The organism is Streptomyces tatrensis, from assembly GCF_049310065.1.
In the GTDB taxonomy this organism is placed as follows: Bacteria; Actinomycetota; Actinomycetes; order Streptomycetales; family Streptomycetaceae; genus Streptomyces.
In genome coordinates this window covers 4,885,456-4,897,818 of record NZ_JBMDLB010000011.1, presented here as the reverse complement: position 1 = coordinate 4,897,818, position 12,363 = coordinate 4,885,456, and the positions used below count along the sequence as shown (strand labels likewise).

At 72.4% G+C, this 12,363-nt stretch carries 13 protein-coding genes; 7 read left to right on the top strand and 6 right to left on the bottom strand.

Annotated features, from left to right (window positions below; genetic code table 11):
* The first annotated feature begins 53 nt into the window (after positions 1 to 53).
* Positions 54 to 1,736: a phenylacetic acid degradation protein PaaN gene (gene paaN, locus ACODT5_RS38145; RefSeq protein ID WP_422523583.1), complete on the top strand. Its 1,683-nt coding sequence runs from the start codon at positions 54 to 56 to the stop codon at positions 1,734 to 1,736.
* Between the two features lie 3 nt (positions 1,737 to 1,739).
* Here the strand turns inward: paaN and ACODT5_RS38140 are convergent, their stop codons facing one another.
* The 3 genes from ACODT5_RS38140 to ACODT5_RS38130 all read right to left on the bottom strand — a co-directional run bounded on the left by ACODT5_RS38140 (position 1,740) and on the right by ACODT5_RS38130 (position 4,615).
* On the bottom strand, positions 1,740 to 2,513 hold the full coding sequence (locus ACODT5_RS38140) for a TrmH family RNA methyltransferase (protein ID WP_422523582.1): 774 nt from the start codon (positions 2,511 to 2,513) through the stop codon (positions 1,740 to 1,742).
* A gap of 195 nt (positions 2,514 to 2,708) precedes the next feature.
* Positions 2,709 to 3,923 (bottom strand): HTTM domain-containing protein, encoded by a 1,215-nt coding sequence (locus ACODT5_RS38135; RefSeq protein ID WP_422523581.1) that lies wholly within the window; start codon positions 3,921 to 3,923, stop codon positions 2,709 to 2,711.
* 26 nt (positions 3,924 to 3,949) lie between these two features.
* Positions 3,950 to 4,615 carry a DUF5819 family protein gene (locus tag ACODT5_RS38130; protein ID WP_422523580.1) on the bottom strand — a complete coding sequence of 222 codons (666 nt, stop codon included), beginning with the start codon at positions 4,613 to 4,615 and terminating at the stop codon, positions 3,950 to 3,952.
* A gap of 145 nt (positions 4,616 to 4,760) precedes the next feature.
* On the opposite strand from ACODT5_RS38130, the gene paaA reads away from it, so the two are divergent.
* The 6 genes from paaA (at position 4,761) to ACODT5_RS38100 (ending at position 9,763) form a co-directional block, all read left to right on the top strand.
* Complete coding sequence (gene paaA / locus ACODT5_RS38125) at positions 4,761 to 5,810, top strand: 1,2-phenylacetyl-CoA epoxidase subunit PaaA (protein WP_422523579.1); 1,050 nt, start codon at positions 4,761 to 4,763, stop codon at positions 5,808 to 5,810.
* Positions 5,807 to 6,091, top strand: coding sequence for a 1,2-phenylacetyl-CoA epoxidase subunit PaaB (gene paaB, locus ACODT5_RS38120; RefSeq protein WP_243331024.1), 285 nt, complete (start codon positions 5,807 to 5,809; stop codon positions 6,089 to 6,091). The genes paaA and paaB overlap by 4 nt, the downstream gene beginning before the upstream one ends.
* A complete protein-coding gene (gene paaC, locus ACODT5_RS38115; protein ID WP_422523578.1) occupies positions 6,091 to 6,834 on the top strand; it encodes a 1,2-phenylacetyl-CoA epoxidase subunit PaaC in 744 nt (247 codons plus the stop codon). The genes paaB and paaC overlap by 1 nt, the downstream gene beginning before the upstream one ends.
* Positions 6,831 to 7,361 (top strand): 1,2-phenylacetyl-CoA epoxidase subunit PaaD, encoded by a 531-nt coding sequence (gene paaD, locus ACODT5_RS38110; RefSeq protein ID WP_422523577.1) that lies wholly within the window; start codon positions 6,831 to 6,833, stop codon positions 7,359 to 7,361. Before paaC ends, paaD begins: the two co-directional genes overlap by 4 nt.
* Positions 7,362 to 8,522 carry a 2Fe-2S iron-sulfur cluster-binding protein gene (locus ACODT5_RS38105; RefSeq protein WP_422523576.1) on the top strand — a complete coding sequence of 387 codons (1,161 nt, stop codon included), beginning with the start codon at positions 7,362 to 7,364 and terminating at the stop codon, positions 8,520 to 8,522.
* Between the two features lie 98 nt (positions 8,523 to 8,620).
* Positions 8,621 to 9,763, top strand: a complete 1,143-nt coding sequence (locus ACODT5_RS38100) for an acyl-CoA dehydrogenase family protein (protein ID WP_422523575.1) — start codon at positions 8,621 to 8,623, stop codon at positions 9,761 to 9,763.
* A 161-nt stretch (positions 9,764 to 9,924) separates the two neighbouring features.
* Here the strand turns inward: ACODT5_RS38100 and ACODT5_RS38095 are convergent, their stop codons facing one another.
* From ACODT5_RS38095 to ACODT5_RS38085, 3 genes are all read right to left on the bottom strand, one after another.
* Entirely contained in the window at positions 9,925 to 10,908 is a 984-nt protein-coding gene (locus ACODT5_RS38095) for an IS481 family transposase (RefSeq protein WP_422523574.1), read from the bottom strand.
* A gap of 129 nt (positions 10,909 to 11,037) precedes the next feature.
* Entirely contained in the window at positions 11,038 to 11,382 is a 345-nt protein-coding gene (locus tag ACODT5_RS38090; protein ID WP_112446690.1) for a rhodanese-like domain-containing protein, read from the bottom strand.
* Positions 11,383 to 11,458: 76 nt separating this feature from the next.
* Positions 11,459 to 12,304, bottom strand: a complete 846-nt coding sequence (locus tag ACODT5_RS38085; protein ID WP_422523573.1) for a J domain-containing protein — start codon at positions 12,302 to 12,304, stop codon at positions 11,459 to 11,461.
* Positions 12,305 to 12,363: the final 59 nt, after the last annotated feature.

Sequence of the window (12,363 nt, the reverse complement as noted above, 5' to 3'; positions counted from 1 at the left end):
CTTGCCGCCCCGATCGCCTGATCCCGCCCGGCTCAAAGAGGAGTTGGTCCCTGATGGCCGCCGAGCTCACCGTCCCCCAGCTGTCCGCCAAGCACCGGCCCACGCTGGACCAGGCGCTGGCCACGATCCGCAGCCGCGCGTACTGGTCCCCGCACCCCGAGCACCCCAAGGCGTACGGGGAGGCCGCGCCGGCCGACGGCCTCGCCGCCTTCGAGGCGCTGCGCGGCACCCGGCTCGACCTCGGGCAGCCCGGCACCGACGGCTGGACGGGCGCGGAGACCTCCCCCTACGGCGTGGAGCTCGGCGTCGAGTACCCGCACGTGGACCCGGAGGTGCTGCTGCCCGCGATGCGGGCCGGCATGGGTGCCTGGCGCGATGCCGGGCCCGAGGCGCGCGCCCTGGTCTGCATCGAGATCCTGGCCCGCATCTCGGCGCGGACGCACGAGTTCGCGCACGCGGTCATGCACACCAGCGGCCAGGCCTTCATGATGGCGTTCCAGGCGGGCGGCCCGCACGCACAGGACCGCGGTCTGGAAGCGGTGGCCTACGCCTACGAGGAGCAGACCCGCGTCCCCGGGCAGGCCGACTGGTCGAAGCCGCAGGGCAAGAAGGACCCCCTCGAACTGGGCAAGACCTTCACCGCCGTCCCGCGCGGCATCTCCCTGATGATCGGCTGCAACACCTTCCCCACCTGGAACGGCTACCCGGGCATCTTCGCCTCCCTGGCCACGGGCAACCCGGTGCTGGTCAAGCCGCACCCGCGCGCCGTGCTCCCGCTCGCGCTGACCGTCCAGGTGGCCCGCGAGGTCCTCGCCGACGCCGGCTTCGACCCGAACCTGGTCGCGCTGGCCGTGGAGCGTCCGGGCGAGGGCATCGCCAAGGAGCTCGCCGTCCGCCCCGAGATCAAGGTCATCGACTACACCGGGTCCACGGAGTTCGGCGACTGGCTGGAGACCAACGCCCGCCAGGCGCAGGTCTACACGGAGAAGGCCGGCGTCAACACCGTCGTCCTGGACTCCACCGACAACTACAAGGGGATGCTGTCCAACCTGGCCTTCTCCCTCTCCCTCTACAGCGGCCAGATGTGCACCACCCCGCAGAACCTGCTGATCCCGCGCGACGGCATCGAGACGGACGCCGGGCACAAGTCCTACGACGAGGTCGTCTCCGACCTCGCGGGCGCGGTCGGCGGCCTGCTCGGCGACGACGCGCGGGCCAACGCCCTGCTCGGCGCACTGGTCAACCCGGACGTGAAGGCCCGCCTGGAGGCCGCGGCCGGGCTCGGCGAGGTCGCGCTGGCCTCGCGCGAGGTGACGAACCCCGAGTTCCCGGGCGCGGTCGTGCGCACCCCGGTGATGGTGAAGCTGGACTCGGCCAAGCCCGACGACTCCGCCCCCTACCTCTCGGAGTGCTTCGGCCCGGTCTCCTTCGCGGTGGCGGTCGACTCCACGGCGGACGCCCTCGAACTGCTGCGGCGCACCGTCCGCGACAAGGGCGCCATGACGGTCGGGGCGTACACCACGTCCGCGGACACCGAGCGGGCCATCGAGGAGGTCTGTCTGGAGGAGTCGGCGCAGCTCTCGCTGAACCTGACGGGCGGGGTCTATGTGAACCAGACCGCGGCCTTCTCCGACTTCCACGGCTCCGGCGGCAACCCGGCGGCGAACGCCGCGCTGTGCGACGGGGCGTTCGTGTCGAACCGCTTCCGCGTGGTGGAGGTCCGCCGCCAGGGCTGATGCCTAGGAGGTCTCCTTCGGCCCGCCCCAGTGGAAGAGGGCCATGGCCACGCTGGTGGCCAGGTTGTAGCTGGAGACCTGCGGCCGCATCGGCAGGGACACCAGGTGATCGGCGCGGGCGCGCAGCTCGGGCGAGATGCCGTGGCGTTCGGAGCCGAAGGCGAGCAGGGCCTCGTCCGGGAGGGTGAGGGCGCGGATGTCCTCGCCCTCCGGGTCGAGTGCGTACAGCGGGCCGGGCGGCAGCGTGTCGAGCTCCACCCGGTCCACGGTGGTGGCGTAGTGCAGCCCCGCGCCGGCCCGGACCACGTTGGGGTGCCAGGGGTCCAGGTCCCCCCGGGTGACCACGCCGGTGGCGCCGAAGCCGGCGGCGAGCCGGACGACGGCGCCGACGTTGCCCAGGTTGCGGGGGTTGTCGAGGAGCACGATCGGGGCCGTCCTGGGCCGTGCGTCGAGCCTGGCCCGCCCCTCGGCCCGGTCGGGCCGGACCGCGAGGGCCGCCACCCCGGTGGGGTGCACCCGCGCCAGCAGCCCCTTGAGCGGGGCCCGCCGCACCAGCCGCGCGACGTCCGCCTCCACGTCCCCGGCCAGCTCGCGCGCAAGGCCCCGTACGGCGTCCGGGTCCTCGGCGACGACCATCCGGACGTCCGCCCCGAACCGCAGCGCGTGCTTCAGCGCGTGGAACCCGTCGAGAAGCACCAGATCCTCCCGGGCAGCGGCCTCCCGCCACTCCCGCTCGGCGTCCTCGATGCTGTCGGGGGTCCCGTGCTGCTCACTCATACCGCCGACCCTACGGCCCGCCGGCCAAGCCCAACCCCGCCGCCCCGATCCATCCCCTCCGGCCCGATCCAGCCCGATCCAGCCCCTCCGGCGTTTGAGGAGCGGGGTCTGGGGCGGAAGCCCCAGAGGGGTCCGGGCAGCGCCCGGGGAACGGTGGAAGGGCGGGTAGGGGACTTCGCCCCGAAGGGCCGCCCCTCAGCGCGGGACGGGACTGGGAAGCGCAGGCTCCGATTCCGCGTACGGCTCCGGAGCCGGGGAGGGACCACCCCGCCCCCCACCACCCACCCGCCGCGCAGCGACCCACGCACCGAGCCAGACCAGAAACCCCGTAGGCAGGAACACCGCGTCAGCGGCGATCATCGCCAACGAGAAGAACGGCAGGCCCAACAGCACCGCGATCCCCGCATGCTCCAGCATCATCAGCGCCAGCAGCACGTTCTTGATCCGCCGGTTGAACAGGGTGAACGGAAAGGCCACCTGGACCGCGACCGTCCCGTAGGACAGCAGCATGACCAGCGTGCCGCTGCTCGCGAGGAAGGCCGAGACCCCGGGCCACGGGGTGAAGTAGTCCAGGTTCAGCGGGTAGTACAGCGCCGTGCCGTCCTGCCACCGCGAACCCTGGATCTTGTACCAGCCGGCCGTCGCGTAGATCAGGCACACCTCGACCATGACCATCAGCATTCCGGCGTTGTGCAGCAGGTTGGCCAGGACGTCGAGGACCGCCCGCCCCTCCCCCTCCGGCTCGTAGCGGTCGACCATCCACCACAGCGCGGCGATCACCCACAGGGCCGCGAAGATCACCAGCCAGTTGGTGCTGAACCCCCCGGTCACGGCCCCGTACGCGAACACCGCCCCGAGCACGCCCCACAGCACCGGCCCCGCCCGCCCGGCCGAGGCCGCGCCGAGGCGCCGCGCGCGGCGGGCGTCCAGCGACCACACCTGTGCGCACCGGGTCAGCACGAGGTAGATCGCCATCAGGTGGATGACGTTGTCCCCGCCGTCGCCCATGAAGACGCTGCGGTTCTGCAGGGACAGCACGCCGACCATGAACACCACGGAGGTCGCCCGGGTGCGCCAGCCCAGCATCAGCAGGGCGGACGCCAGCACGGCCACGGCGTAGACGATCTCGAACCAGAGCGCCGAGTCCGACCACATCAGCACCGTGAAGGCGCGGTTCGTGTCGATCAGCCGCTGCGCCAGTTCCCAGCTCCACGGCCCGTCCGGCCCGTAGAGCTCGTGGCGGTGCGGGAACTCGCGCAGCAGGAAGAACAGCCAGGTGCCGGCGAAGCCGATGCGGACCACGGCGCTCTGGTACGGCCCCAGCGCCTGCCCGCTGACCCGGGCGAGCGCCCGGCCGCCGGAGGCCTTGAGCCCCTTCACCCCGGGCCCCGCCACACCGACCCCGGTCACACCGGGAGCCTTGGTACCGGGCCCCCTCACACCGTCCACCACGGCAGCTCCCGGTAGTACGTCTGGGTGTCGGCCTTCTCGTCGGACCACTCGGGCGCGGGGACCTCCGTCGTCGCCCCGCGCAGCTGGATCCGTACGATCCGGCCCTCCGCGACCCGACCGGTCCGCAGCCGGTCCAGGGCGATCCGGCGCAGGTACTGCTCGGAGAGTTCGCCGCGCTCGCCGGTGGACTTGTTGTCCTCGTCGTGGGAGGTGGTGAAGAAGTCCCAGGCCCGGCGGAGCTCGTTCTGCTCGGTGTGGCTCGGCAGCAGGCTGTGGCGGATGGCGGCGCCGTCCTCGGCGGAGAGCCCGCGCCAGTTGCCCGTCACCAGTACGCCCTCGCCCGTCCGCACTTGCGCGCGCACCTCCACGGCGATGTTCTGCTGGAGCGGGTTGGGGGCGAAGAGCTTCCAGTTCTGTTCGAACTCGGGGTAGATCCAGCCGTCGATCATGCGCGCGTGCTGCTTGCTGACCGTGTTGGACGGGGCCACGTGCAGGAAGACGAGGGCCAGGTGCCAGCAGGCGGCCACCGCCACCGCGCCGAGCGCGAGGGCCGTGACGACCCGGTACGGCGTGGACAGGCCGGCGATTCCGGGCGCCCTGGACGGGGGTGGAGCCGCTCCTTCGAGGGGCTCGCGCTCGTTCGAATCCATCCCGCCCCGATCATCCGGTGCCCACAGGGTTGACCACAGAGGTTGACACCCTACGGGCCCTCGTCCCACCATTGAAGAGTGTGAACCGAACGATCGGTCGGTCGGGCGGGACGAGGCGGGAAAAGACCTCTGACAGGGGGCCGTGATGGTGGCAGTGACCCCGGAAGCGACATCGGGGGCGGCGGGGCGGGACGCAGGGCAGGACGCGGGGATCGGCGTGAGCTCCGACCTCGGCGCACAGCTCGCGGCGGCCTTCGACGCGGCCGTGGCGGCCGACGAGCGAGTGGAGCCGCGGGACTGGATGCCCGACGAGTACCGCGCCACCCTGGTCCGCCAGATGGCCCAGCACGCCCACTCCGAGATCATCGGCATGCAGCCCGAGGCGAACTGGATCACGCGCGCGCCCTCCCTGCGCCGCAAGGCGATCCTGATGGCGAAGGTCCAGGACGAGGCCGGCCACGGCCTGTACCTGTACAGCGCCGCCGAGACGCTCGGCACCAGCCGCGACGAGCTCCTCGACAAGCTCCACGCCGGGAAGCAGAAGTACTCCTCGATCTTCAACTACCCCACGCTGACCTGGGCCGACGTCGGCGCGATCGGCTGGCTCGTGGACGGCGCGGCGATCACCAACCAGGTCCCGATCTGCCGCTGCTCCTACGGGCCGTACGCGCGGGCGATGGTCCGGATCTGCAAGGAGGAGTCCTTCCACCAGCGCCAGGGGTACGAGCTGCTCCTGGCCCTCTCCCGGGGTACCGAGGCCCAGCACGCGATGGCGCAGGACGCCGTCGACCGCTGGTGGTGGCCCTCCCTGATGATGTTCGGCCCGCCCGACGCCGAGTCGGGGCACTCGGCGCAGTCGATGGCCTGGCGGATCAAGCGCCACTCCAACGACGAGCTGCGCCAGCGCTTCGTGGACATCGCCGTGCCGCAGGCCGAGTCGCTGGGGCTGACCCTGCCCGACCCGGACCTGAAGTGGAACGAGGAGCGCGGGCACCACGACTTCGGAGCCATCGACTGGACGGAGTTCTGGGACGTGCTCAAGGGCAACGGCCCGTGCAACGAGGAGCGGATCGGACAGCGCCGCGCGGCGCACGAGGAAGGCGCCTGGGTGCGCGACGCGGCCGCGGCGTACGCGGAGAAGCAGGCGGCGGCCACGGCCGCCGCGGCGACCATCGGAAGCGAGGCTCGGGTATGACGCAGAACTGGCCCCTGTGGGAGGTGTTCGTCCGCTCGCGGCGCGGCCTCTCGCACACGCATGCGGGCAGCCTGCACGCCCCGGACGCGGAGATGGCCCTGCGCAACGCCCGCGATCTCTACACCCGGCGCGGCGAGGGCATCTCCATCTGGGTGGTGCCCTCCACGGAGATCACCGCCTCCTCCCCGGACGAGCGGGACCCGTTCTTCGCCCCGTCCGCCGACAAGCCCTACCGCCACCCCACCTTCTACGAGATCCCCGAGGGGGTGCAGCACCTGTGATGAGCACCGAGACGAGCACCGAATCGGGGACGGCCGCAGTGACGGCGGCCCTGGCCCTCGGTGACGACGCGCTGATCCTCTCGCACCGCCTCGGCGAGTGGGCGGGCCACGCGCCCGTCCTGGAGGAGGAGGTCGCGCTCGCCAACATCGCCCTCGACCTGCTCGGCCAGGCCCGCATCCTGCTGTCGACGGCCGGCGACGAGGACGAGCTGGCCTACCTCCGCGAGGAGCGGTCCTTCCGCAACCTCCAGCTGGTCGAGCAGCCGAACGGCGACTTCGCCCACACCATCGCGCGCCAGCTCTACTTCTCGCTCTACCAGCACGAGCTCTACGGGGAACTCGCGGTCGGCGAAGGCCCGTTCGCGCCGCTCGCCGCCAAGGCGGTCAAGGAGACCGCCTACCACCGCGACCACGCCGAGCAGTGGACACTGCGGCTCGGCGACGGGACCGAGGAGAGCCGGCGCCGGATGCGGGCCGGCCTGGACGGGTTGTGGAAGTACACCGGGGAGATGTTCCAGCCGGTGGACGGGCTCGAAGAGATCGACTGGGCCGCCCTGGAAGGCCGTTGGCTGGCCGCGCTGGGCGGCGTACTGGAGCGGGCCGGACTGGAACTGCCCCAGGGGCCGCGGCACGGCGCCTGGGCCGCGGGAGCCGGCCGGCAGGGACTGCACACCGAGTCGTTCGGCCGCCTGCTCGCGGAGATGCAGCACCTGCACCGCAGCCACCCGGGGGCATCGTGGTGACCGGCACCCGCGGCGACACCAGTGCCGCCGCGGGCACCGAGCAGACCCGGCTGGAGGCGGAGCTGGCCGCACTGGCCGGCTCCGTCCCCGACCCCGAACTGCCCGTGCTCACCCTCGCCGAGCTCGGCGTGATGCGCGGGGTGCGGATGCACGAGGACGGCCACGTGGAGGTCACGCTGACCCCCACCTACACCGGCTGCCCGGCCATCGAGGCCATGTCCGCCGACATCGAGCGGGTCCTGAACGACCACGGCATACCGCAGGTCCGGGTGCGGACCGTACTGGCCCCCGCCTGGTCCACCGACGACATCAGCGCCGAAGGCCGCCGCAAACTGGCCGAGTTCGGCATCGCCCCGCCGCGGCCGCACGCCGCCGGCGGACCGGTTCCGCTCACCCTGTCCGTCCGCTGCCCGAACTGCGGATCGACCGACACCGAGCTGCTCAGCCGGTTCTCCTCCACCGCATGCAAGGCGCTGCGCCGCTGCACCGCCTGCCGCGAACCGTTCGACCACTTCAAGGAGCTGTAGATGGCCGTGTCACCGCCGTCGCCCACGCCGGTGGCGCCCGCAGACCCGGCAGCCGCCGCGTCGGCGCGCCCCGCGCGCCACGGAGCGTTCCACACCTTGACGGTGACGGCGGTCGACCGGCTCACCGAGGACTCCGTCGCCCTGACCCTGGCCGTCCCGCCGGAGCTGCGCGCCGAGTACCGGCACGCCCCCGGCCAGCACCTCACCCTGCGCCGCGGCGGAGCCGGCGACGCGGAGGTGCGGCGCACCTACTCGATCTGCTCCCCCGCCCCGGCCGCGGACGGGCCCGGCCCCACCGCGCTGCGGGTCGGGGTGCGGCTGGTGGAGGGCGGGGAGTTCTCCTCCTACGCCCACAAGGAGATCGCCGCCGGTGACGTCCTCGACGTGATGGTCCCGGCCGGCCGGTTCGTCCTGGACCCGGTGGCGGCGCCGCCCGCCGCGCACTACGCCGCGATCGTCGGCGGCAGCGGCATCACCCCGGTGCTCTCGATCGCCGCCACGCTCCTCGCCGCCCGCGCCGACGCCCGGTTCTGCCTGGTGCGCAGCGACCGCAGCGCGGCCTCGACGATGTTCCTCGAGGAGGTCGCCGACCTCAAGGACCGCTATCCCGACCGGTTCCAGCTCGTCACCGTGCTGTCCCGGGAGGAGCAGGAGGCCGGGCTGCCCTCGGGCCGGCTCGGCGAGGAGCGGCTGACAGAGCTGCTGCCCGCGCTTCTGCCGGTCGCGGAGGTGACGGGCTGGTTCCTGTGCGGGCCGTACGGTCTGGTGACGGGAGCGGAGAAGGCGCTGGGCTCGCTCGGCGTGCTCCGCACCCGGGTCCACGAGGAGGTCTTCCACGTCGAGGACACCGCCCCGCCCGCCCGCACCCCTTCGGCCGACACCACCCGCGGCCGGGTCACGGCCCGGCTCGACGGCCGCTCGGGCACCTGGCCGGTGCGCGACGGCGAATCCCTGCTCGACGCGGTGCTCAGGGCCCGCGCGGACGCCCCGTACGCCTGCAAGGGCGGGGTGTGCGGCACCTGCCGGGCGTTCGTCGTCTCGGGCGAGGTGCGGATGGACCGCAACTTCGCGCTGGAGGAGCAGGAGACGGAGGCCGGGTTCGTGCTGGCCTGCCAGTCACACCCGGTGTCGGAGGACGTGGAGATCGACTTCGACCGCTGACGGGCCACGCCGCCACCCCCCTGTCCAATTTCAGGAACGTGTTCTATCTTGACGCACCGTCAGGCAGAGCGCGATCCGGGTACGCGGGAGGACAGGCAGTGGACTTCACCTTCACCGAGGAGCAGCAGGCCGCCGTCGAGGCGGCCAAGGCCGTGTTCGCGGACGTGGCCCCCGACAGCGTGCCCAGCCCCGCGCTCACGCCGAGGGCGGTGGCCGAGGAGTTCGACCGCGAGCTGTGGGCCAAGCTCGCCGACTCCGATCTGCTGAGCCTGGTCCTCGCCGAGGAACACGGCGGATCCGGACTCGACGCCATCGCCCTGTGCCTGGTCCTGCGCGAGGCCGCGAAGGTACTGGCCCGGGTGCCGCTGCTGGAGCACTGCGCCACCGCCATGGCCGTCCAGGCCCACGGCAGCCCCGAGCTGACGGGCGCCCTGCTGCCCGGCGCCGGGAGCGGCAGCCTCGTCCTCACCGTCGCCGCGCACGGCCGCAGCGGCCACGACCCGGCCGAACTGGCCGTCACCGCACGGCAGGACGGGGACACCTGGGTCCTGGAGGGCCTCCAGACGGCCGTCACCTGGGGGCACAGCGCCGACTGGATCGCCGTACCGGCCCACACCGGGGAGGGCGAGGCGGTCCTCGCGTTCGTCCCCCGGGTCGCCGAGGGCCTGTCCCTCGCCGAGCAGTTCTCCACCAGCGGGGAGCGGCTCGCCGAGCTCACCCTCGACGGCGTACGGGTCCCGGCCGCGCACCTGATCGAGGCGCCCGGCGCCTGGGACCACCTGCGCCAGCTCCTGGCCACCGGGACCTGCGCGCTCGCGCTCGGCCTCGGCGAGAACGTGCTCACCATGACCAGCCAGTACACGAGCAAGCGCGAGCAGTTCGGCTTCCCGGTCGCCAGCTTCCAGGCCGTCGCCGTCCAGGCCGCCGACCGCTACATCGACCTGCGCGCTATGGAGGTCACCCTCTGGCAGGCCGCCTGGCGGCTCGACGCCTCCACGGGCGGAGCGGGCGGACCGCTGCCGAGTGCCGGCGACGTGGCCGTGGCCAAGATCTGGGCCTCCGAGGGCGTACGCCGCGTCGTACAGACCGCACAGCACCTGCACGGCGGCTTCGGCGCCGACACCGACTACCCGCTGCACCGCTACCACGCCTGGGCCAAGCAGCTGGAGCTCCAGCTCGGCCCGGCCGCGGCCCACGAGGAGGCGCTGGGCGACCTGCTGGCCGCCCACCCCCTCGCCTAGGCCGTCTCTTTCGGATCTTGTCGGTCAGGTCCGCGTCGTCCGGTGCCGTGCCTCGGCGCGCTGCCGGGGCTCCCGCGTACTGGACGTACTCGGGTGCCCCGGCAGCGCGGCGAGGTGCGGTGCCGGGCGGCGCGGACCCGGCAAGATCCGAAAGAGACGGCCTAGGTGTATTGACCCGCAGCGTTGTTCACGCGGCTGATCGGGGGCTTGCCGGCGAGTGCGGTGTGGCAGCGGTGGTGGTTGTAGGTGTGGAGGAAGTCTGTCAGGGCTGCTGTCCGCTCGTCGTTGGAGGTGTAGGGCCGCAGGTAGGCCCATTCCTCGAGGAGGGTGCGGTTGAAGCGTTCGGCTTTGCCGTTGGTCTGTGGCCGGTAGGGCCGGGTGCGTTTGTGGGTGATGCCGGCCGCGGTGAGGGTCTGGGTGAAGAGCTTGGACTTGTAGCAGGCGCCGTTGTCGGTCAGGACGCGTTCGACGGTGATGCCGTGGGCGGTGAAGAAGGCGTTGGCCCGCTGCCAGAACCCGGCCGCGGTTTCCTGCCGTTCGTTGGCGAGGACTTCGCTGTAGGCGAGGCGGGTGTGGTCGTCGACGGCGGAGTGGATGTAGCTGTAGCCGATCACCGGTGTGCTGCTCTTGCGCTGGTCGGTGGTGGCCTGCCGGTTGTGGTCGCCTGCGGTTCGGCCCACGGCCCGCCAGCCGCCGCCGTCGGGGATGTTGCCGAGCTTCTTGATGTCGACGTGGACGAGTTCGCCGGGCCGGTCGCGTTCGTAGCGGCGGATCGGCTGGCCGGTGGGCCGGTCCAGCCAGGCCAGGCGGCCCAGGCCGTGACGGGTCAGGATCCGCTGCACGGTCGAGGCGGGCAGGCCCAGGATCGGGCCGATCCGGGCAGGGCCGAGCTTGCGGGTTCTGCGCAGGTCACAGACCCGGGCTTCGACCGCGGCGGGTGTCCGGTGGGGAGTCGTGCGCGGGCGGCTGGAGCGGTCGTAGAGCCCGGCGTGGCCTTCGGTCCGCCAGCGGCGAACCCATTTGTGGGCGGTGGCCCTGGATATGCCCATCTCGGCCGCGACGTGCGCGACGGGGCGGCCCGAGCGGACGCGTTCAACCAGCAGTTGCCTACCGAAGACGGTCAGCCGGGCATTACGGTGGGACACGAAGACCTCCGTTGTGCAATGGGTTCCTAGACAGCTCCCACCACACCGGAGGTCTTCGCCATGTTCAAGACCTACCGAGTGTCAACAACGCTCGTGATCAATACACCTAGGCCGTCACTGGCCCGCGTCTCAGACGACGAAGCCCGGGGCGCCCGCGTCGGTGACGACCGGGCGGCCCGCGGCCTCCCAGTCCTGCATGCCGCCGGCCACGTTCACGGCGTCGATGTCCTGGCCCCGCAGGTACTGGGCGACCTGGGCGGAGCGTCCGCCGACCCGGCACATCACGTAGACCGGGCGCTCGTCCTCGATCTTCTCGGTCAGCTCACCGATGCGCGCCACGAACTCGCTCATCGGGATGTGCAGCGCACCCTCGGCATGGCCGGCCGCCCATTCGTCGTTCTCGCGAACGTCGAGGACGAAGGCTTCGGAGGGCAGTGCGGAGGCGGCCACCGAGGGAAGCGGTCCGGAGTTCATGTCTGTCGCCTTCTCTCGTCACGGATAGCTGAGCCAACCTATCCGACCGGGCCTGCCGGCCCGGCCGCCCCCGGGGTCACCCGGCGGCGAGGGCCGCCAGCTCCGCCTCACGCTTCTCGACATCGCCGAGCAGCTGCTCGGCGATCTCCTCCAGCAGCCGGTCCGGGTCCTCCGGGGCCATGCGCAGCATCGACCCGATCGCGCTCTCCTCGAGCTCCCGGGCCACCACCGACAGCAGTTCCTTGCGCCGCGAGAGCCACTCCAGCCGCTCGTACAGCTCTTCGCTCTCGCTCAGCCGCGGCTCGGCCGGCGCCGGGCCCTCCGCCCACTCCTGGGCCAGCTCGCGCAGCACCTGCTCCTCGCCGCGTCCGTAGGCCGCGTTGACCCGCGCGATGAACGCATCGCGCCGCTCGCGCTCGGCCTCGTCCTGGGCCAGGTCGGGATGCGCCTTGCGGACCAGCTCGCGGTAGAGGCGGCGTACCTCCTCCGAGGGGCGCACCCGCTCCGGAGGCCGCACCGCACGGTCCGTGAGCATCGCGGAGGCGTCGTCGGACATCCCGTCCGCGTCCAGCCAGTCGTGGAACAGCTCGTCCACCCCGGGCATCGGCATCACCAGCGAGCGGGCATCGCGCGCACGGCGCAGGTCCTCCGGGTCCCCGGTCCTGGCCGCCTTCGCCTCGGCGATCAGGGCGTCCAGCTCGTCGAGCCGCGAGTACATCGGTCCGAGCTTCTGGTGGTGCAGGCGGGAGAAGTTCTCCACCTCCACCCGGAAGGTCTCCACCGCGATCTCGAACTCGATCAGCGCCTGCTCGGCGGCCCGCACGGCGCGCTCCAGGCGTGCCTCGGGCCGCTCGTCGGCAGTGGGGCCGGGGCCTTCGCCGGAGCCGGGCTCGGACGCTTCGGGAACTGTCTGCTCGCTCACCCGGCCAGCCTAAGGCCCTGAGGCCCGGGTGTTTCACGTGAAACATCCACCGGTTTCAC